The sequence below is a fragment of the Micromonospora sp. WMMD967 genome (genome assembly GCF_029626165.1).
GTDB classification, from domain to species: domain Bacteria; phylum Actinomycetota; class Actinomycetes; order Mycobacteriales; family Micromonosporaceae; genus Micromonospora; species Micromonospora taraxaci.
The window spans coordinates 496,900-516,116 of sequence record NZ_JARUBK010000001.1 but is presented as its reverse complement, the minus strand read 5'-3'; the positions used below and the strand labels follow the sequence as shown (position 1 = coordinate 516,116).

Annotated in this window: 21 protein-coding genes; 12 read left to right on the top strand and 9 right to left on the bottom strand. The window is 71.3% G+C overall.

The annotated features are described in order from the left end of the window. Positions 1-23 precede the first annotated feature (23 nt). Together mshA and O7631_RS02450 are read left to right on the top strand one after the other, a co-directional pair. Complete coding sequence (gene mshA, locus O7631_RS02455; RefSeq protein ID WP_278147819.1) at positions 24-1,493, top strand: D-inositol-3-phosphate glycosyltransferase; 1,470 nt, start codon at positions 24-26, stop codon at positions 1,491-1,493. A gap of 57 nt (positions 1,494-1,550) precedes the next feature. Beyond that, positions 1,551-2,066, top strand: coding sequence for a YbjN domain-containing protein (locus tag O7631_RS02450; RefSeq protein ID WP_278142825.1), 516 nt, complete (start codon positions 1,551-1,553; stop codon positions 2,064-2,066). 195 nt (positions 2,067-2,261) lie between these two features. On the opposite strand, the gene O7631_RS02445 is transcribed toward O7631_RS02450, so the two are convergent. Next, the gene (locus tag O7631_RS02445) at positions 2,262-2,762 is read right to left on the bottom strand and encodes a hypothetical protein (protein WP_347403491.1); all 501 of its coding nucleotides are present in this window, start codon (positions 2,760-2,762) and stop codon (positions 2,262-2,264) included. Here O7631_RS02445 and O7631_RS33240 point away from each other — a divergent pair. Further along, complete coding sequence (locus O7631_RS33240; RefSeq protein ID WP_347403490.1) at positions 2,740-3,405, top strand: hypothetical protein; 666 nt, start codon at positions 2,740-2,742, stop codon at positions 3,403-3,405. The genes O7631_RS02445 and O7631_RS33240 overlap by 23 nt on opposite strands. A gap of 364 nt (positions 3,406-3,769) precedes the next feature. Here O7631_RS33240 and O7631_RS02435 read toward each other — a convergent pair whose 3' ends face one another. Next, the gene (locus tag O7631_RS02435; RefSeq protein WP_278142822.1) at positions 3,770-5,068 is read right to left on the bottom strand and encodes an MFS transporter; all 1,299 of its coding nucleotides are present in this window, start codon (positions 5,066-5,068) and stop codon (positions 3,770-3,772) included. 98 nt (positions 5,069-5,166) lie between these two features. Then, positions 5,167-6,450: an MFS transporter gene (locus tag O7631_RS02430; RefSeq protein WP_278142821.1), complete on the bottom strand. Its 1,284-nt coding sequence runs from the start codon at positions 6,448-6,450 to the stop codon at positions 5,167-5,169. Positions 6,451-6,602: 152 nt separating this feature from the next. Here O7631_RS02430 and O7631_RS02425 point away from each other — a divergent pair, with 152 nt between their 5' ends. Then, positions 6,603-7,370: a phosphoglyceromutase gene (locus tag O7631_RS02425; RefSeq protein WP_088987447.1), complete on the top strand. Its 768-nt coding sequence runs from the start codon at positions 6,603-6,605 to the stop codon at positions 7,368-7,370. 45 nt (positions 7,371-7,415) lie between these two features. On the opposite strand, the gene phoU is transcribed toward O7631_RS02425, so the two are convergent. Then, positions 7,416-8,072, bottom strand: a complete 657-nt coding sequence (phoU, locus tag O7631_RS02420; RefSeq protein ID WP_278142820.1) for a phosphate signaling complex protein PhoU — start codon at positions 8,070-8,072, stop codon at positions 7,416-7,418. 204 nt (positions 8,073-8,276) lie between these two features. Between phoU and O7631_RS02415 the strand changes: the two genes are divergently transcribed. Then, positions 8,277-9,560, top strand: coding sequence for an ATP-binding protein (locus O7631_RS02415; protein ID WP_278142819.1), 1,284 nt, complete (start codon positions 8,277-8,279; stop codon positions 9,558-9,560). Positions 9,561-9,583: 23 nt separating this feature from the next. Continuing rightward, positions 9,584-10,267, top strand: coding sequence for a response regulator transcription factor (locus tag O7631_RS02410; protein WP_030329696.1), 684 nt, complete (start codon positions 9,584-9,586; stop codon positions 10,265-10,267). Between the two features lie 61 nt (positions 10,268-10,328). On the opposite strand, the gene O7631_RS02405 is transcribed toward O7631_RS02410, so the two are convergent. Beyond that, positions 10,329-10,982, bottom strand: a complete 654-nt coding sequence (locus O7631_RS02405; protein ID WP_278142818.1) for an NAD(P)-binding domain-containing protein — start codon at positions 10,980-10,982, stop codon at positions 10,329-10,331. 395 nt (positions 10,983-11,377) lie between these two features. On the opposite strand from O7631_RS02405, the gene O7631_RS02400 reads away from it, so the two are divergent. Continuing rightward, positions 11,378-11,956, top strand: a complete 579-nt coding sequence (locus O7631_RS02400; protein WP_278142817.1) for a TetR/AcrR family transcriptional regulator — start codon at positions 11,378-11,380, stop codon at positions 11,954-11,956. Between the two features lie 4 nt (positions 11,957-11,960). Here the strand turns inward: O7631_RS02400 and O7631_RS02395 are convergent, their stop codons facing one another. Then, positions 11,961-12,758 carry a hypothetical protein gene (locus tag O7631_RS02395; RefSeq protein ID WP_278147818.1) on the bottom strand — a complete coding sequence of 266 codons (798 nt, stop codon included), beginning with the start codon at positions 12,756-12,758 and terminating at the stop codon, positions 11,961-11,963. A gap of 80 nt (positions 12,759-12,838) precedes the next feature. Between O7631_RS02395 and O7631_RS02390 the strand changes: the two genes are divergently transcribed. Then, positions 12,839-13,783, top strand: coding sequence for a Ppx/GppA phosphatase family protein (locus tag O7631_RS02390; RefSeq protein ID WP_278142816.1), 945 nt, complete (start codon positions 12,839-12,841; stop codon positions 13,781-13,783). 75 nt (positions 13,784-13,858) lie between these two features. After that, the gene (locus O7631_RS02385; RefSeq protein ID WP_088987451.1) at positions 13,859-14,665 is read left to right on the top strand and encodes a sugar phosphate isomerase/epimerase; all 807 of its coding nucleotides are present in this window, start codon (positions 13,859-13,861) and stop codon (positions 14,663-14,665) included. A 24-nt stretch (positions 14,666-14,689) separates the two neighbouring features. On the opposite strand, the gene O7631_RS02380 is transcribed toward O7631_RS02385, so the two are convergent. Genes O7631_RS02380 through O7631_RS02370 form a run of 3 tightly spaced genes read right to left on the bottom strand, consistent with a single transcriptional unit; the run spans position 14,690 to position 16,737 of the window. Beyond that, positions 14,690-15,277: a CGNR zinc finger domain-containing protein gene (locus O7631_RS02380; protein WP_278142815.1), complete on the bottom strand. Its 588-nt coding sequence runs from the start codon at positions 15,275-15,277 to the stop codon at positions 14,690-14,692. Between the two features lie 19 nt (positions 15,278-15,296). After that, complete coding sequence (locus O7631_RS02375) at positions 15,297-16,463, bottom strand: glutathionylspermidine synthase family protein (protein WP_278142814.1); 1,167 nt, start codon at positions 16,461-16,463, stop codon at positions 15,297-15,299. 1 nt (position 16,464) lies between these two features. Next, positions 16,465-16,737, bottom strand: a complete 273-nt coding sequence (locus O7631_RS02370; RefSeq protein WP_269682201.1) for a hypothetical protein — start codon at positions 16,735-16,737, stop codon at positions 16,465-16,467. Positions 16,738-16,822: 85 nt separating this feature from the next. Here O7631_RS02370 and O7631_RS02365 point away from each other — a divergent pair, with 85 nt between their 5' ends. From O7631_RS02365 to O7631_RS02355, 3 genes are all read left to right on the top strand, one after another. Beyond that, positions 16,823-17,743, top strand: a complete 921-nt coding sequence (locus tag O7631_RS02365; RefSeq protein ID WP_278142813.1) for a proline dehydrogenase family protein — start codon at positions 16,823-16,825, stop codon at positions 17,741-17,743. A 101-nt stretch (positions 17,744-17,844) separates the two neighbouring features. Continuing rightward, entirely contained in the window at positions 17,845-18,645 is an 801-nt protein-coding gene (locus O7631_RS02360; protein WP_278142812.1) for an alpha/beta hydrolase, read from the top strand. After that, on the top strand, positions 18,638-19,213 hold the full coding sequence (locus tag O7631_RS02355; protein WP_269682204.1) for a TetR/AcrR family transcriptional regulator: 576 nt from the start codon (positions 18,638-18,640) through the stop codon (positions 19,211-19,213). The genes O7631_RS02360 and O7631_RS02355 overlap by 8 nt, the downstream gene beginning before the upstream one ends. Positions 19,214-19,217 lie beyond the last annotated feature (4 nt).

The following is a 19,217-nucleotide window of genomic DNA, read 5'->3' as shown; positions in this document are numbered from 1 at the left end:
GTCCGTCACGCGCGGGGGCCGCGCTGGGGAATTTCCGATGCCCGATGGGGAAGATGACATCCGGCGTACAGGTTGACCGAGAAGCGCCGGTCGTGCGAGACGGCATCAACCGTGAAGAAGGAGCGGATGTGGCGGAAATGCACACCGGTGTCGGGCGTCAGCGAGGTGCCCAACCGTGGCCCCGGCCTCGCCGGATCGCGACGCTGTCGGTACACACCTCCCCCCTGCACCAGCCCGGCACGGGTGATGCCGGCGGCATGAACGTCTACATCCTCGAAGTGGCCCGGCGACTCGCCGAGGCCAACGTCGAGGTCGAGATCTTCACCCGGGCCACCTCCGGTGACCTCCCCCCGGTGGTCGAGATGGCACCCGGCGTGCAGGTCCGGCACATCACCTCCGGCCCCCTGGAGGGCCTCACCAAGGAGGAGCTACCCGGGCAGCTCTGCGCCTTCACCGCCGGGGTGCTGCGCGCCGAGGCGTCGCGCCCGCCCGGGCACTACGACCTGATCCACTCCCACTACTGGTTGTCCGGCCAGGTCGGCTGGCTGGCCAAGGAGCGGTGGGGGGTGCCGCTGGTGCACACCGCGCACACCCTCGCGAAGGTCAAGAACGCTCAGCTCGCGGCCGGTGACCGGCCGGAGCCGAAAGCCCGCGTCATCGGCGAGGAGCAGGTCGTCGCCGAGGCCGACCGGCTGGTCGCCAACACCCGGGTCGAGGCCAGCGACCTCCTCGCCCGCTACGACGCCGACCCGACCCGGGTGTCCGTCGTACAACCCGGGGTCGACCTGGACCGGTTCCGGCCCGCGCCGGGCGACCGGTCCGCGGCTGCCCGCGAGGCCCGCCGCCGTCTGGGGCTTCCCGCCGACGGGTACGTGGTCGCCTTCGTCGGCCGGATCCAGCCGCTCAAGGCCCCCGACGTGTTGATCCGCGCGGTTGCCGCCCTGCGTGAACACGACCCGGCACTCGCCGACCAGGTGACAGTGGTGATCTGCGGCGGTCCGAGCGGAAGCGGACTCGACCGGCCGACCGCGCTGATCGAGCTGGCCGCCACGCTCGGGGTCACCGACGGGGTGCGGTTCCTGCCACCGCTCACCGGGGACGACCTGCCGGCGCTGTACCGGGCAGCCGACCTGGTCGCGGTGCCGTCGCACAACGAATCGTTCGGGCTGGTCGCGCTGGAGGCGCAGGCCTGCGGTACGCCGGTGCTGGCCGCCGCCGTCGGAGGACTGGTCACGGCTGTGCGGGATCAGGTCAGCGGCGTACTCATCGACGGCCACGACCCGGTCGACTGGGCCCGCGAACTGGGCCACCTGCTGCCGGACCGGGCCCGCCGGGCGACACTGGCCCACGGCGCCGCGCAGCACGCCCGCCACTTCTCCTGGGACCGCACCGTCACCGGTCTGCTCGGTGTGTACGGCGAGGCCATCGCCGCGCACCGCGCTCGGCTCGCGGCTGACCTGGCGGGTGGTCCCGCGCTCTCCTGCTCCTGGTGACCCCGGGCGTCGGTCGCCGACAGGTGCGCCGGCCGGGTCGGTCGTAGAGTGGGTCCGGTGAGCCCGAAGAGCGATCTTGCGACCCTGATCGAGTCGGTCTGCGCCGAGCGGGACCTGGCCTGGGAGTCGACCGGCCCCGACTCGTACGCGGTGACCCTGCCGGGCACCCACAAGCTCAAGACGGTCTGCAACCTGATCGTCGGTGAGCACGCGCTGCGGATCGAGGCGTTCGTGATGCGCCAGCCCGACGAGCGGCGCGAGGAGTTGTGGGCCTGGCTGTTGCAGCGCAACGCGCGGATGTACGGCGTCTCCTTCTCCACCGACGCCGTCGGCGACGTCTACCTGACCGGGCGGGTCAACCCGGCCGGGGTGGACGCCGACGAGTTGGACCGGCTGCTCGGGTCGGTGCTCACGTACGCCGACGAGTCGTTCGACACGATGCTGGAGATCGGCTTCGGCAGCTCGATCCAACGCGAGTACGAGTGGCGGGTCAAGCGCGGCGAGTCGACCGCCAACCTGGCCGCGTTCGCGCATCTCTTCGAGCCCTCCGGCACCGGCCCGGACCCGGCCTGACGGCTCGCCCACCGCCGCCGCGCGCCCGACGCCGCGCACCCCGCCCTTGCGCCCGACGCCTGCGCACCCGGCTCTCGCACCCGGCGCCTGCGCCGTAGGTTCGGACCGCTCCTGACGGGTATGCCGCACCGCGCGGTGCGGCAAGGGACCCCCGCGCGCCGAGGACGGAGTTCAAGGAGCGGAGCGTCCCATGGCTCAGCGGAACAGCTCAGGTCGCGGCGCGACTGCGACCAGGACCAAACGGCAGGCCGGCAACCAGACGCCGGGCACCCCGGGAGTCTCCGAGTCGGAGATCTCCCGGATGAGGGTGGAGGACATCCGCGGGCAACTGCGCAAACGAGGGGTCTCCGGGATCTCCGCGCTGCGCAAGCCCGAGCTGGTGAAACAGTTGGTCCGCTCGCTGCGGTCCGGTGCCTCTGGTGCGGCCCGGCGCAGCACCGGACCGGCTGGTCGGGCCACCGGCACCAGGGCGTCGGCCGGTCGGGCCGCGGCGACGAAGAAGTCGGCGTCGAGGGCGGCACCTGGTCGCGCGAAGGCCGCACCGGCGAACAAGAGCGCTCCCGCCAAGCGGGCCGCCGCGAAGAAGACGACCGCCGCGAAGAGGGCGACGGCCGCGAAGAGGGCGACGGCCGCCAGGAAGACGACCGCCGCGAAGAAGACGACGTCCGCGCGGGTGTCGACAGGCGGGGCGCGCAAGTCGGCTCCCGCGAAGAAGACGACGGCGGCGAGCAAGTCGACGGCCGCCCGCAAGACGACGGCGGCGAGCAGGTCGACCGCCGCGCGCACGACAGCGACGGCCCGTACGACGTCCGCCCGGAAGGCGGCCTCCGCGCGGAAGGCGGCGGCCAAGACGGCGGCCAAGAAGGCGCCGGCCAAGAAGGCACCGGCCAAGAAGGCGTCGGCGCGGCCGGCGGCGAAGCGTGCGGCACCTGCCAAGCGCACCGCGCCTCCGTCGGCGGCGGCCGGCGGGATCCGGACCGGACGGGGGACCGGGCGATCGGTCCGAAGCTCGCAGGTGATCTCGTCGACGATGGATCGGCCGGAGCGGCCCGGGCGGAGCCTGATCACCGCGAATCATGAGGTGATCCAGCAGTGGGCCCGGGCTCGGGGTGCCAAGCCGGCGACCATCGCCGGCACCGAACGGGATGGTCGGGCGGGCGTGTTGACCTTCAACATCCCCGGATACCGCGAAAGCAGCCGAATCCGTGAGATCACCTGGGATGAGTGGTTCTACACCTTCGACCTGCGCCGGCTGAACCTGATTTATCAGGAACAGTTGCGGGACGGCCGGCCGAGCAACTTCTTCCGGACCGAGTCACCCGATCGGGAAGACGGATGAGGTGTTTGCGGGAATGGCTGGCGGGTACGCGGCTGTTGCCAAAGACCGAGGCCGGAGCAGCGGATACTCGTCAGTTGTGACCGGCGAGACAGCCGTTCTGGGTTGAATCCAGAATCCGGGCGAACTAGCTTTATTGCGCCGCGTCACGCTTGGAAACGTTCGGGGGAGCGGCGGATCGATCAGATCCGTGCACCAGGCGAGACGCGAGGGGACGGGTGGATTAGCCGTTGGGGGACGGTGACCACCTGTTTGGACCGGCGGCGTGAGCGGGCGATGCTTACGGGGGTGAGTGTTGCCCGCCGCCGCCGGCCCCACCGGCGGGTGCCCACCACAACCTTCGGGTAGTGGTGGGCGCTTTGCGTTGTTACGGCAATGGCGACGCCGATATCCGGTCTGCGGGTGTGGGCGGCTCCGCGGCTTTCTGCAGTGCGGCGACGTGCCGTTCCCGGGGCGGTCCGGCCAGCAGGTGCCCGAGTGCGGCCAGCAGGCCCAGCCCGCCCACGATCAGCCAGTGCTTGTCGCCGAGGTGTTGGAGGCTCACCCCGCCGAGGGTGGGGGCGACGAACGCGGCGGCCGGGAACGTCAGGTAGAAGACCGACTGGTAGCGCGCCCGCAGTTGCGGCGGTGCCAGGTCGGCGTTGATCTGCGCGTTGGGCGGTGCGGCGATCATCGAGCCCACCGTCCAGACCACCGCGGCACCCAGGTAGACGGCCAGCTCGTCGGCGACGGCGAGCACCCCGAAGCCGAGCGCCAGCAGCGCGGTGGAGGCGGCCAGCACGACGTCCTTGCGGTGTCGGTCGATCAGCCGGGGTACGAACAGTTGCCCGATCACGATCAGCGCGCCGCCGAGCGCCACCACCAGCCCGTACGCCGATGGGCCCAGACCGTCCGCGCGCATGGCCAGCGGCATGATCGTCGACGTCTGCATGGTGAGCACGGCCAGGACGAAGGTCAGCCCGACGAAGACCAGGAAGGTGCGGTCGGTGAGGGCCGTGTGCAGCCCTGGTCGGCGGGTCCGGAGGGACCTCGGTGCCGGACGGGCGGCGGATGCCTGGTCGGCCGGCGACGTGGCCAGGCGCAGGGTTTCCGGCACCTTCCAGCCGATGACGACGGCGGCGGTCAGCGTGGCGGCGGCGTCGACCAGGAACAGGGCGGTGAAGCTCGCCTCGGCCAGCACCCCGGCGAGCAACGAGGCGACAGCCATTCCCAGGTTGAACGCCCAGAACTGGAGGTTGAACGCGCGCGAGCGGCGTTCGGCGGGCACCACGTCGACGATCGCCGCGACGAAGGCCGGACTGGGCATCGAGTGGACCACGCCGACCAGCGCGGCGAGCACCGCGATGAGGAGGAGGGACTGGCTGAAGGCGAGCGCCACCATGAGTGCGGCAGTCGTCAGGTGGGCGGCGAGCAGAGTCGCCCGTCGGCCCCACCGGTCGGCCAACACCCCGCCGAGCAGCACACCTGCCGCGCCCCCGGCCCCGTACAGGCCGACGACGGTGCCGGCGAGGCCGACGCTCGCTTCGCGTACGTCGGTGAGGTAGAGCGAGAGGAACAGCATGGCGAAGGCGCCGGCCCGGTTGATCAGTAGGCCGGCCCAGAGGTACCAGAAGGTGGCGGGGAGCCCGCCCGCGGTGTCGTGCCACCAGCGCCGCACGGCGTGCACCCGTCCTCCCGACAGTTCAGTTTCTTAACCGTTTCCTCTGCACGGTAGAAAACTTGAGCCGCGTCGCGCCAGTCCAGGGCTGATCTTCGGGCGTGTCGTCAGGCGACGGCCTCGGCGGGCTGGGTTCCCCGGTCGGCGGTGACGGGGGCCAACGCTTCGCCGGAGCGACGTAGCTCGGTGGCGCGCCGCTCCCGGGCCGGCCCGGACACCAGGTGGGCCACCGCGGTCAGGGCGCCCAGCGCGGCGCAGCCGTACCAGAGCGCGTCGTTGCCGGCATGCTCGCGCACCAGGCCGCCCAGGATCGGCGCGCTGGCACCGGCGATCTGCCAGGAGAGGGAGAACACGCCCTGGTAGCGACCGCGCAGCTCGGCCGGGGACAGCTCGGCGATCAGCGTCGAGTTGGACGGAGAGTTCAACATCTCGCCGACCGTCCAGATCAGCACCGTCAACCCGTAGAACCAGGCGGTGCCGGCGAACGCCGTCAGCCCGAAACCGACGCCCATCACCACGGACGCCAGGGCCAGCACGTGTGAGCGGCTCCGACCCCGGATCAGTCGGGGTACGAAGAGCTGGCCGACCACGATGAGTATGCCGTTGAGCGCGATGACCGAGCCGTAGGTGGCGGGGCTCAGGCCGTCGTCGCCCATCGCGATCGGCAGCATTGAGATGTGCTGGAGGAAGACCAGCGCGGCGAACAGGTTGAGTGCCACGAAGCCCAGGTAGACCCGGTCGGTGAGGATCGTGCGCAGTGCGCCGCGCGAGACCTTCGACGCGGTGGCGGTAGATGCGCCGGACTGCCGGGTCTCCGGCACCTTGACGAAGATGATCAGCGCGGTGACCAGCATGGTGCCGGCATCGACCACGAACAGCAGCAGGTAGTCCGCCTGCGCGGCGAGACCGGCGAGGACGGCGGCGCAGGCGAAGCCCAGGTTGATGGCCCAGTAGTTGAGCGAGAACGCGCGCAGCCGGTCCTTCGCCGGCACCACGTCGATCATCATCGCGCCGAACGCGGGCCGGGCCGCCTCGGCGAACATGCCGAGCAGCAGAGCGCCCAGCGCCACCGCCCAGAGGTCCCGGGCCAGCCCGAGCGCGAGCATCATGGCGGCAGCGCCCACGTGTGCGGTGAGCAGCGTCGGTCGCCGGCCCCACCGGTCGGCGAGGGTGCCACCCGCTGTGGTGCCGAACGCGCCGCCGACGCCCCAGAGCCCGATCACCAGCCCGGCCTGGGAGGCGGAGAAGCCGCGTTCCTGGGTCAGGTAGATGGCGAGGAAGACGAGGACGAACGAGCCGAGTCGGTTGATCAGGGTCCCTGACCACAGGTACCAGAAGGTGGTCGGTAGGCCGCCGGTGGTGTCCCGGAACCAACTCCGCATCGTCCGCATATGGCGCCCCGTTTGCATGTAATGACCGATGTGACTGCCGTGCCTTACAACCCTAGTGGCGGGCGGAGCCGCTGGTCATCCGCATTTTCACGTGGTGGTCGTCACGACGGGTGCCCGCGTGTCCACTCGCCGGTTGAGGCAGGATGATCCGCATGACTGCGAGCGAAGGGCCCACCGTCGGGACGCTGGTCCTGCTGCGACACGGTGAGAGCGACTGGAATGCCAAGAACCTCTTTACCGGCTGGGTGGACGTCGACCTGACCGAGAAGGGCGAGGGCGAGGCGAGGCGCGGCGGCGAGCTGCTGCGCGAGCACAGCCTGCTGCCGGATGTCGTGCACACCAGCGTGATGCGCCGGGCGATCCGCACCGCCGAGCTGGCGCTCAACGCCGCCGACCGGCACTGGATCGCCGTGCGCCGGTCGTGGCGGCTCAACGAGCGGCACTACGGCGCCCTGCAGGGCAAGAACAAGAAGCAGACCCTCGACGAGTACGGCGAGGAGCAGTTCATGCTCTGGCGCCGGTCGTACGACACGCCGCCGCCGCCGATCGACGACAACGACGAGTGGTCGCAGGTGGGCGACCCCCGTTACGCGCTGCTGCCGACCGAGCTGATGCCCCGGACGGAGTGCCTCAAGGACGTCGTCGACCGGATGCTGCCCTACTGGTACGACTCGATCGTGCCGGACATCCTGGCCGGCCGGACGGTGCTGGTGGCCGCGCACGGCAACTCGCTGCGCGCTCTGGTCAAGCACCTCGACCAGATCTCCGACGAGGCGATCGCCAAGCTGAACATCCCGACGGGCATCCCGCTGCGCTACGACCTCGACCCGCAGCTGCGTCCGCTCAGCCTGGGCGGCACGTACCTCGACCCGACGGCGGCGAAGGAAGCCGCCGCCGCGGTCGCCAACCAGGGCCGCTGACCACGAAGAAGGGCCCCCGCGATGCGGGGGCCCTTCTTCTTCGCGTCAGTTGGTGCTGGTGGGGCTGCTCTCTCCGGTGATCAGGTAGATCACGTGCTCGCCGGCGTTGACCGCGTGGTCGGCGAAGCGCTCGTAGAAGCGGCCCAGCAGGGTGGCGTCGATGGCGGTCTCCACCCCGTACGGCCAGTCGTCGCCGAGCAGCACCGCGAACAGGTTCTTGTGCAGCTCGTCCATGGCGTCGTCGTCGCCGTCCAGCTCGCTGGCGAGGTCGGCGTCGGGCTTGGCCAGCACCGATCCGATCTTCACGGCCATCCGGTCGGCGATCTCGGACATCTCGGTGAAGACCGCCCGCAGCTCGGCCGGGACGGCCGGCGAGGGGTGCCGGCGCAGCGCGGTCTTCGCCACGTGCTCGGCCAGGTCGCCCATCCGCTCCAGGTCAGCGGCCACGTGCAGCGCGGTGATCATCGCGCGGAGGTCGGAGGCGACCGGCGCCTGTCGGGCGAGCAGGTCACAGACCCGCTCCTCGACGTGCCGGTAGAGGTCGTCGATCTCGGCGTCCCGCTCGATGACCGTCTCGGCGGACTGCCGGTCGGCGGTGAGCAGGGCCCGGGTGGCCTGGCGCATGGCGGCGCGGACGCCCTCCGCCATGTCCACCAGCAGTTGGCTGACGATCTGGAGGTCGGCCCGGAACTCGTCGCGCATCATCACGTCCTGTGGTCGGTCGCCGCCGACGCTTGCCGGCGCAGGGGGTTGAGCAGGTGTGACGCCAACGGTAGGTCGCGCGGACGGACCCCTGATGAACCACGGTGAACGACGCCAGACGCACTGGTGAACACTTTCGGAAGCGAGGGTAGTTCGTCCCGATCTGTGTGGTAGCCAGGTTAACAATGCCCCTACGATCGCCGGGTGGAGTGGGCGGTGGCGGTCGTGGTGGCCGTGGCGTTGGTGGCCGGGATGGCCGCCGGTTTCCTGCTGCCCCGGTTCCTGCCCGCGCGGGACGGTCGCTCCACGTCGACGGGCAGCGTGAGCTCCCGCTGGAGCAGGGGGAGGCCCGCGATAGCCGACGAGCAGCAGACCGGGCTCGGCCGCCGGACGATCGACTCGCTCCGGGCCGGTGTCGTGGTACTCGACAACGACGACGTTCCCGTGCTGATCAATCCGGCTGCCCGCGCGATGGGGCTCCTGCGCACCGGCAGCACCCCCGGCTCGATCGCCGCGCACCCGCTGATCCGTACCCTCGCCGGCCAGGTGCGACGCACCGGCGTGCGGCGCGAGATCGAGCTGGACCTGCCCCGAGGTCGCGACGGCGCGGGGGAGAACCCGCTGGGCGTGCACCTACGGGCGATGGGCATCGGCAACGGCTTCATCGCGGTCGAGGCGGTCGACGTGACCGAGTCGCACCGCCTGACCCGCGTACGCCGCGACTTCGTGGCGAACGTCAGCCACGAGCTCAAGACCCCGATCGGGGCGCTCCAACTACTCGCCGAGGCGTTGCTGGACGCGACCGAGCCAGCCGACACCGCGGCGCCCGACCTCTCCGAGGACCTGGTCGCAGCCCGCCGGTTCGCCGAACGGATCCAGCACGAGTCGACCCGGCTGGGCCGGCTGGTGCAGGAGTTGCTGGAGTTGACCCGGTTGCAGGGCGCCGAACCGCAGCCGCCACCGGAGCCGGTCGCACTGGACTGGGTGATCGCCGAGGTGGTCGACCGGACCCGCACCACGGCCTCCGCCCGGGGGGTCGAGGTGACCGTCGACGGTGAGCGTGGCCTCACCGCGTACGGCAGCGACTCCCAACTCGCCACGGCGGTGGCGAACCTGGTGGAGAACGCCATCAACTACTCGGGCGAGGACACCACGGTCCGGGTCACCCTCCGCGGCGACGAGGAACACGTCGAGGTCGCCGTCACTGACCAGGGCATCGGCATCGCCCCGACGGACGTGGACCGGATCTTCGAGCGGTTCTACCGAGCCGACCAGGCCCGCTCCCGTGCCACCGGCGGCACCGGGCTCGGACTGGCGATCGTGAAACACATCGCGAGCAACCATGGCGGACGGGTCGAGGTGTCGAGCACTCTTGGTGGTGGGTCGACGTTCACCCTCCGGCTGCCCGCCAGTCCACCGGACGACCTTCTGGCGACACTGCCGCCGGTTGGGATCGACTCCGGTCCGGCTGGGCTACGGCAGGTCTGACAGCAATGGAAAGGAAATCCCCGTTGAGCCGCGTTCTGGTGGTCGAGGACGAGGAGTCGTTCTCCGACGCCTTGTCGTACATGCTCCGTAAGGAGGGTTTCGAGGTTTCGGTCGCCGCGACCGGGACCGACGCCCTCACCGAGTTCGACCGGACCGGCGCCGACATCGTGCTGCTCGACCTGATGTTGCCCGAGATGTCGGGCACGGAGGTCTGCCGGCAACTGCGGCAGCGGTCGGCCGTGCCGATCATCATGGTCACCGCCCGGGACAGCGAGATCGACAAGGTGGTCGGGCTGGAGATCGGTGCCGACGACTACGTCACCAAGCCGTACTCGCCGCGCGAGCTCGTCGCCCGGATCCGGGCGGTGCTGCGCCGGCAGAGCCCGGAGGTGGCCGAGGCGGGTGCTCCCACCCTGGCCGCCGGGCCGGTGCGGATGGACATCGAGCGGCACGTGGTGACCGTCGACGGTGGGGCAGTGCAGCTGCCGTTGAAGGAGTTCGAGCTGCTGGAGCTGCTGCTGCGCAACGCGGGCCGGGTGCTCACCCGGGGTCAGCTCATCGACCGGGTCTGGGGCGCCGACTACGTCGGTGACACCAAGACGTTGGACGTGCACGTCAAGCGCCTACGCTCCAAGATCGAGCCGGAGCCGTCCGCGCCCCGTTTCATCGTCACCGTCCGGGGTCTGGGCTACAAGTTCGAGCCGTGATCGGCGTACGCGAAGGGGGCCCGCGCTCGGCGCAGGCCCCCTTCGGTCTGTTCCCGCTCGGTCAGCGGACGACCTTGATGTTGAAGTCGGCGGTGTCGAGCCGACCGTAGAGCCGCAACCAGAGCGGCAACATCATCTCGGTGCCCCGGGCGGTGGAGAGGTCACCGAGGTCGATCACGTCGGTGTGCCCGAAGCTGACGAGCAGCCCTGTGACGATCCGTTTGGCCTCATCGTCGTCGCCCGAGACGAAGACGCTGTGCGCGCCGTCGGCGAGCCGGCGCGGGTGCACCATCAGCTCGGCGGTCATCGTGTTGAGCGACTTGACCACCTTGGCTTGCGGAAACTCCCGCTGGATCCGCTCGGCGAGGGAATCGGTGTTGTGCACCGTCAGGGTGGGCGGGAAACCCGCACCGAAGTCGAGCGGGTTGGCGATGTCGAGCAGGACCTTGCCGGCCAGGTTCGCCGCGCCGGCCGCGGTGAGCGCCGGCAGGGAGCCGCTGCCACTGGTGGCGTTGACCACCAGTTCCGCGTCGGCGGCCGCTGCGGTCAGGGTCGCCAAGCCGACCCCAGGGTGCTCGGCGGCCCAGGCGGCGTAGGCGCCGGCCCGGGTGGCCGCGACGTCACGGGTGCCGATGGTGACCTGGTGGCCCAGCTCGGCGGCGCGGGCTGCGACAGCCTGTCCGACCGAGCCGGTGCCAAGAACCGCGATACGCATGTGGATCGATCCTCCGGGAAGGGTGGGCTCGCGCCGATTTTCCGCAGACTAACAGACAGGTCTGTCTACTGCTGTCCCGAAGGACGGCCCCGCCCCCGGACCTGCGAGGCGGACCGGTCGGCAGGCTGGACTCCTGTTCTCGCCTGTAGAGCTGCCCCGGATCCGGGGCAGCTCCAGCGCAGGGGTCCTCGCGGGGAAGCTGCCTGGATCGCGGGGATCCTCCCGTTCCTGGCAGATCGCGCGCGGTTTCAATCCCTCCCGCCTGAAGCGCCGCGCCCCGGATATGGGGCAGCTCGACAGGGTCCACGGGAGGCGTTGGGCTGCGGGTCGGCACAGGATGCAGACGGAACTGTCTGTAGGATCGCGCCTGCCACCACGCCTTCGAGGGAGTACCGATGTCCGTGCAGCGCACTCCGGCCGGCGGGGCCCGGGACCGGATCCTGGACACGGCGTTCCGGCTGTTCTACGCGCACGGGCCGCGCGGCGTAGGGGTGGACACGGTGATCGCCGAGTCGGGCGTGGCCAAGGCGACGCTCTACAAGCACTTTCCTCGCAAGGACGATCTCGTGCTGGCGTACCTGGATCGGGTCGACCAGGCGTGGTTCGGGGCGTTGCGCGCCGCGGCGCGGGACGCCGGCGACGAGCCGCGCGAGCAGTTGGTCGGCATGTTCGACGCGTTGGCGGGCGCGTGCCGCCGGGACGGCTACCACGGGTGCGCGTTCATCAACACCGCCGCCGAATCACCTGACGGAAGCCGGGTGCACGCCCGGACGGTGGAACACAAGACCGTGGTGCGTGCCTGGGTGACCGAACTGGCCCGTCAGGCGGGCGCGGCCCAACCAGAGTTGCTTGCCCGGCAGCTCACCCTCTTGCTGGACGGCGGGCTCGCCAGCGGTGTGCTGGACGCCGACCCGTCGATCGCCGACGCGGCCCGGCGCAGCGCCCGCACCCTCGTCGACGACGCCCTGCGCTGATCAGCTACAGCTCGTCGGCGGGGTGCGGGGCGACCATGCCCTGCCGGGTCCGGGCCGCGCACAGCTCGGCCAGCCGCTCGTACGCGGCGGCGCCGATCAGCGCGGTCAGCTCCGGCCCGTACGACAGGTACATCGGCTCGGTGCCGACGTGCGCGTCCGTCGAGGAGGTGCACCACCAGTCCAGGTCGTGCCCGCCGGCTCCCCAACCCCGCCGGTCGAACTCGGACAGGGTGGAGACCAGGACCTTGGAGTTGTCCGGCCGCTTGACCCAGTCCTGATCGCGGCGGATGGGCAGTTGCCAGCAGACGTCCGGCTTGTACTCCAGCGGGTGGACCCCGTCGCGCAACGCCTGGGCGTGCAGGGCGCAGCCGCCGCCACCGACGAAGTCGGCGTCGTTGAGGAACACGCACGGACCCTCGGTGCCCTGGGTGGCAGTGCGGCGGGCCGGGTTCTTGCCGTCGATGGTGTCCTCGTCGGTCCAGTTCTTGAACCCGCGCTGAAAGTGCTGCCAAGTCGCCGGGGTGAGCCGCTTGACGGCGCTGCGGACGCGCTTCTCGTCGTCGGAGTCGGTGAAGAACGCCCCGTGCGAGCAGCAGCCGTCGGCGGCGCGGCCGGCGATGATGCCGTGGCAGCCCTTGCCGAAGATGCAGGTCCAGCGGGACAGCAGCCAGGTCAGGTCGGCCCGGATCAGGTGCGTCTCGTCAGCCGGGTCGGCGAACTCGATCCACTCCCGGGGGAAGTCCAGCGGCACCTCGCGGCTACGGGGATCGCCCGGGTCGTCCACCAGCACACGGAGCTCCATCGTCACCCGGCCCAGCGTACGCGCGGTGCGGTCGGCAGGCCGGCGAGCCGCGCAAACGTGTTGCGCCTAGGGTCTTCATCATGCGACTGGGTGTCCTCGACGTCGGATCCAACACGGTTCACCTCCTCGTGGTGGACGCGCATCACGGCGCGCACCCGTGGCCCGCGCACTCGGAGAAGGTGGTGCTGCGGCTGGCCGAGCAGATCGGCCCCGACGGGGCGCTGACCGAGGCGGGCGCGGACGGCCTGGTCAAGGCCGTCGGCATGGCCAAGGCGGCGTCCGCCGGGTTGGAGGCCGACGACCTGATCGCGTTCGCCACGTCCGCGGTGCGTGACGCCACCAACGCGGCCGACGTGCTGGCCCGCGTCCGCGACGAGACCGGCGTACGCCTGGCGGTGCTCTCCGGGGCGGACGAGGCGCGCATGACGTTCCTGGCCGTCCGGCGTTGGTTCGGCTGGTCGGCGGGGCGGCTGCTGGTGCTGGACATCGGCGGCGGCTCCCTGGAGATCGCGGCCGGGATCGACGAGGACCCGGACGTCGCGATCTCGCTGCCGCTCGGCGCCGGCCGGCTGACCCGGGAGCGGCTGCGGGTCGACCCGGCCAGCGCGGCGCCGCCGTCGGCGGAGGCCGTCGAGAAGCTCCGGGAGTACGTCGAGGGTCGGCTGGACAAGGTGGCCGACCAGATCACCCAGGTCGGCTGGGACCGTACGGTGGCCACCTCGAAGACGTTCCGCACCCTGGCCCGGCTGGCCGGGGCGGCGCCGTCCGGTGCCGGGCTGTGGGTGCGGCGCAGCCTGACCCGAGCCGGGCTGCGGCAGGTGATCGGGTTCATCCGGCACATCCCACCGGCTCAGCTCATGGAGTTGGAGGGGGTCAGCTCCGGTCGGGCCCACCAGTTGCTGGCCGGCGCTGTGGTCGCCGAGGCGGTGCTGCGCCGGCTGGACATCGACTCGCTGGACATCTGCCCCTGGGCCCTGCGTGAGGGGGTCATCCTCCGCCGGCTCGATCAACTCGAACCGATCTGATCGGGGCTCCGGTTTCGGGTGGTTTGCCGGCGCTCGTCACGATGTCCTGAGCGCCGCCCGGCTACGCTGGCTGATGTGACTTCCCGCGTTCCCGTGCTCCTGTCCAGCTCGTCGGTCTTTCCCGAGCCGACCGCGGCGGCGTTCCAACTGGCTGCGGCACTCGGGTACGACGGCGTCGAGGTGATGGTCTGGACCGACGTGGTCAGCCAGGACGCGGGCGCGTTGCGCGGCCTGTCGGAGCACTACGGTGTGCCGGTGCTCTCGGTGCACGCGCCCTGCCTGCTGGTCACCCAGCGGGTGTGGAGTCCGGACCCGTGGGAGCGGCTGCGCAAGGCCGCCGAGCTGGCCGAGACGTTGGAGGCGCCGACCGTCGTGGTGCACCCTCCGTTCACCTGGCAGCGGGACTACGCCCGCAACTTCGCCGAGGGGTTGGCAGGAGTCGGGGACCGGTTCCCCGGCCTGCGGTTCGCGGTGGAGAACATGTACCCGGTGCGGATGGCGGGGCGGCAGTTCGTCCCGTACGTCCCCGGCTGGGATCCCACCGACACCGGCTACCCGGCGTACACCCTGGATCTTTCGCACTGCGCGGCCTCGCACAGCGACCCGCTCGAAATGGCCGACCGGATGGGTGCCGGGCTGGCGCACGTGCATCTCGGTGACGGCACCGGCGAGGGACGCGACGAGCACCTGGTGCCCGGTCGCGGCACCCAGCCCTGCGGTGAGCTGCTCTCCTCGCTGGCCGGGCGTGGCTTCACCGGTGCGGTAGCGGTGGAGGTCGCCACCCGGGGCGCGAAGAGCCGCGCGGTACGCGAGGCGGACCTGCGTGCCGCGCTGGAGTTCGCCCGCCAACACCTGACCGCGTCGTCCCCGGTCGACGCCTGACCGGTCCGCCCGACGAGGGCGGTGTCAGCTGACCGGCGAGAGCGAATCGACGCCGCCGGTCGGCTGCGCCGCGACAGTCACCTGCTCACCGACCGCCGCACGCTTGCGGGCCCGGTGCGCGGCAACGTGCGAGCGGGTGGCGCAGCGCTCGGAGCAGAACCGCCGGCAGCAGTTGGACGACGTGTCCAGGTAGACGTTGCCGCAGCGCTCGTCGGCGCAGACCCCGAAGCGGGCGCTGCCGTACTCGCACAGCCAGACCGACAACCCCCAGGCCGCGCCGGCCAGGTATTCCGCGCTGACCGACGCGCCCCGGCTGGTCACGTGCATGTGCCAGTCGCTGGAGTCGTGCCCGGAGATGCGCGGCTGCACCGGGAACGCCTCCAGCAGCGCGTTCAGCTCGGTCACCGCCTGGGCGTCGCGCCCCGAGGTGCCGTACTCGAAGACGTCCCGCAGTCGCTTCTGCGCCCGCCGGAAAATCGCCACATCACGTTCCACGACCTCGTCGCTCATCCAGGAGTGGTCCTCGGTGAAGAGGGCACGCAGGTCGTCGAGGTCGTCCAGGCGGGCGTTGACCAGGTCAACACCGGTCCGGGCGTACGCGTCGAAGTTCACGCCCCCAACGGTAGACGACTCACGGGGCGCGTGGCGCGTCGATGTAGTGCGGCAGGAACCGCGCGTAGCCGTCGGTGATCAGGCTGGCGCTCTCCCGCACCCCGACCCCGGCCGACTCGCCGTCGACGATCCAGCTGCCCAGCACCACCCGGTTGCCGGCGAACTGCGGCAGCGCCCGGAACTCCTGGTAGCACCAGCCCTCGTCACCGTAGATCCCCGGATTGTGGATCTCCTCGTAGGCGGTGACGATGCGTACCGAACCGCCCTCCCGGCCGAGCAGCGGTTTGGCCACGTACTCCGGCATGCCGCGCGGCGAGTCGAGGTAGGCCGGGAGCAGGTACTCGTGGTCGGGGTACAGCTCCCACAGGACCGCGAGCAACGCCTTGTTGGACAGCAGCAGCTTCCAGGCCGGTTCGATCCAGGTGGTCGGGGTGCCCGGGGCCAGCGCCGCGGGCCCGTACGGCTCGGCCAGCATCCACTCCCACGGGTAGAGCTTGAAGCAGGTGGTCACCGGTTGGTCGTCGGCGTCGACGAAGCGCCGACCGTCCCAGCCGATGTCCTGGATGGGCTGCAACGTGACGCTGAGGCCGGCCTGTCGGGCCGTCTCGGCGAGGTAACCGGCGGTCATGTGGTCCTCGCCGGACTCCTCCTCGTTCGACCAGAGCACGTGCACGCGGGGCTCGTGCAAGCCGGCCCCGATCTTCGCCCAGGTGCCGACCAGCCGCTCGTGCAGGCTGTTCCACTGGTCCAGTTCCGGCCGGCTCTGCTCCAGCCAGTACCACTGGATGATGCTCGCCTCGACCAGCGCGGTCGGGGTGTCCGCGTTGTACTCCAGCATCTTCGGGGGCCAGGTGCCGTCGTAGGCCAGGTCGAAGCGCCCGTAGAGGGTGGGTGGCGCCTCGCGCAGCGATCTGGCCACGGCGTCGGTCGCCCAGGCCGGGATGCCGAACTCGGCGTACCGGCGGTGGGCCACCACGTGTTCGGCGGCGGCCACCGACATGCGGTGCAGTTCCTCGGTGGCCTCCTCCAGCCGCAGCACCTCGTCCAGGTCGAAGGCGTACGCGGCGGTCTCGTCCCAGTACGACATGATCCCGCCGTCGGGCAGCTCGGTGTCGACGTAGATCAGGCCCTGCTCGCGGATGCTGGTGTTCCAGTCGGGCCGCGGGGTGACGGTCTCCCGGCGCATCTCAGCCGCCGCAGGCGGCGAGGTGGGTGCCGAACCCGCCTCGGTCGGGCAGGGCGGCGGTGGTCGGCTCCGGGGCGCCGCGACCGGCGGCCGGGTCGGGGACCCGCATCGCCAGCGCGACGGTGTCGCCGCCGCCGACCGGCCCGAGGGCGCAGTCGTCGTCATCGTCGTCGTCCGAGGTCATGTTGCAGCCGGAGAGGGCGAGCGCGAGAGCGGTGAGCGCGCCGAGCTGCACGGAGGCCGACCGGAGCCGGCGGCGGGGGCGTTGGTCCACGGCATCGTTGTAGCCGATGCGCGCCAGCACCGCAGCCCCGGCCGCCCCTCGGCGGAGGGTCCGGCAGGGGCGTTACGCTCGGCTCATGCTCCGTTCCGTCATCCTCGCCGCCTCCCGGTCATCCCAGGTCGAGCGGCTCGTCGCGACTGCCCCGTACACCCGGGACGTCGTTCGCCGGTTCGTCGCCGGCGCTGCCACCGACGACGCGTTGCGCGCGACCCGCGGGCTCGTCGACGACGGCCTCGCGGTCACCCTCGACCACCTCGGCGAGGACACCGTCACCCCCGAACAGGCCATCGCCACCCGTGACGAATACCTGAAGTTGCTGAAGTTGCTCGCCGCCGCCGGGCTCACCCCGGCCGCCGAGGTCAGCGTGAAGCTGTCCGCGCTCGGCCAGATGTTCGACGAGCAGTTGGCGTACGACAACGCGCGGGCGATCTGCGCGGCGGCCGACGCGGCGGGCACCACCGTCACCCTGGACATGGAGGACCACACCACCACGGATTCGACCCTGGAGGTGCTGAGCCGGCTGCGCAAGGACTTCCCGTCGACGGGTGCTGTGCTCCAGGCGTACCTGCGTCGGACCGAGTCGGACTGCCGGGAGCTCTCCTCCGCCGGCTCGCGGGTGCGGCTGTGCAAGGGTGCCTACAAGGAGCCGGAGTCGGTGGCGTACCAATCGGCCCGTGAGGTGGACAAGTCGTACGTGCGGTGCATGAACATCCTGATGTCCGGCGACGGTTATCCGATGTTGGCGACCCACGACCCTCGGATGATCGCCATCGGTGAGGACCGGGCTCGCTGGTTCGACCGGGGGCCGGAGCGTTTCGAGTTCCAGATGCTCTACGGCATCCGCCCGGAGGAGCAGGCGCGCCTGGCCGGCGAGGGTTACACGGTTCGGACCTACGTCCCGTACGGCGACGAGTGGTACGGCTACCTGATGCGCCGGCTCGCCGAGCGCCCGGCCAACCTGGTCTTCTTCGGCCGGGCTCTGGTCTCCAAGAAGTAGTACGGATGCGGTCGACGGGCCGGCGGTGACCCCTGTGGTCCCGCCGGCCCGTTCGCACCTGCGACTTGTCGAACTCGGCTAACCCTGTTAGCTTTAGGGCTATGACAACTAGCCAGGTTCGCCGCGACGGCGGCCACATCGCGTACGAGGTGCACGGCGAGGGCCCTCTGGTCGTCCTCTCGCACGGCATGGGAGAAAACCGGGCGAGCTACCGGCACCTGGTGCCGCTGCTGGTCGCGGCCGGCCACCGGGTCGCCTCGGTCGACGTGCGGGGCCACGGCGAGTCCAGCGTCGGCTGGCCCACGTACGCGCCGGCGGAGGTCGGCGCGGACCTGCTGGCCGTGGTCCGCGACATCGACGCCGGTCCGGCCGTGCTGGTGGGCAGCTCGTCCAGCGCGGCGGCGGTGGTGTTCGCCGCGACCGACGCGCCCGAGTTGGTCAGCGGCATCGTGCAGGTCGGCGCGTTCGTCGGTCAGCCCAAGCTCAACCCGTTGGTGCGGCTGGCGATGTGGTCGGTGCTGCACAGCCCCCGACTGTTCGGGATGTTCCACAAGACGCTGTTCCCGGTGCACCGACCCGCCGACGACGCCGCGTACCGCAGCTCGATGGTGGCCAACCTGCGCGAGCCCGGCCGGATGGCGGCGATGCGCGGCGTGATCGTGCCGGTCGAGCCGCACTGGACGGCCCGCGCCCCGCAGGTGCGGCAGCCGGTGCTGGTGCTGATGGGCGCCAAGGACCCGGACTTCCCCGACCCGGGGGCCGAGGCGCGAGCCGCCCGGCGGCTGTTCCGCACCGCCGAGGCTCGGATGATCGAGGAATCCGGCCACTACCCGCACGCCGACCGGCCGCAGCGTACGGCCGACGAGCTGCTCGGCTTCCTGGCGGTGTGCACCGGTGCCTAGGGTCGGTCTCAACCAGCAGACAGTGGTGCGGGAGGCCGCCCGGCTGGCCGACGAGGTCGGCTACCAGCAGCTCACCCTGGCCGCGCTCGCCGGCCGGCTCGGGGTGGCGCTGCCCAGCCTCTACAAACACGTACGGGGTGCGGACGCGCTGGCCCAGAAGTTGTCCGCCCTGGCCACCGCCGAGTTGGCCACCGAGCTGACCACCGCCGCCGTCGGTCGCTCGGGTGGGGACGCGTTGCGGGCGATGGCCGACGCCTACCGCGACTACGCCCACCGGCACCCCGGCCGCTACCCGGCGACGCAGCAGGTGCCCGACCCGACCGATCCGGAGCACGTCGAGGCGGGCGAGCGCGCGGTCGGCGCGATCTTCGCGGTCCTGCGCGGGTACGGGCTCACCGGCGACGACGCCGTGGACGCGACCCGTGCCCTGCGCAGCGCCCTGCACGGCTTCGTCGCCCTGGAGGCCGCGGGCGGCTTCGGCCTGCCCCGCGAACTCGACCGCTCGTACCACCAACTGGTCGCCAGCTTGGACATCTCGTTCCGCTCCTGGCCGGTCACGGACGCGTGAACGG

Coding starts and splice junctions, on each gene's coding strand:
- O7631_RS02430 (WP_278142821.1), bottom strand. CDS start 6,450: ATGCGGACGATGCGGAGTTGGTTCCGGGACACCACCGGCGGCCTACCG.
- O7631_RS02425 (WP_088987447.1), top strand. CDS start 6,603: ATGACTGCGAGCGAAGGGCCCACCGTCGGGACGCTGGTCCTGCTGCGA.
- phoU (WP_278142820.1), bottom strand. CDS start 8,072: ATGCGCGACGAGTTCCGGGCCGACCTCCAGATCGTCAGCCAACTGCTG.
- O7631_RS02405 (WP_278142818.1), bottom strand. CDS start 10,982: ATGCGTATCGCGGTTCTTGGCACCGGCTCGGTCGGACAGGCTGTCGCA.
- O7631_RS02400 (WP_278142817.1), top strand. CDS start 11,378: ATGTCCGTGCAGCGCACTCCGGCCGGCGGGGCCCGGGACCGGATCCTG.
- O7631_RS02395 (WP_278147818.1), bottom strand. CDS start 12,758: ATGGAGCTCCGTGTGCTGGTGGACGACCCGGGCGATCCCCGTAGCCGC.
- O7631_RS02390 (WP_278142816.1), top strand. CDS start 12,839: ATGCGACTGGGTGTCCTCGACGTCGGATCCAACACGGTTCACCTCCTC.
- O7631_RS02375 (WP_278142814.1), bottom strand. CDS start 16,463: ATGCGCCGGGAGACCGTCACCCCGCGGCCCGACTGGAACACCAGCATC.
- O7631_RS02365 (WP_278142813.1), top strand. CDS start 16,823: ATGCTCCGTTCCGTCATCCTCGCCGCCTCCCGGTCATCCCAGGTCGAG.
- O7631_RS02360 (WP_278142812.1), top strand. CDS start 17,845: ATGACAACTAGCCAGGTTCGCCGCGACGGCGGCCACATCGCGTACGAG.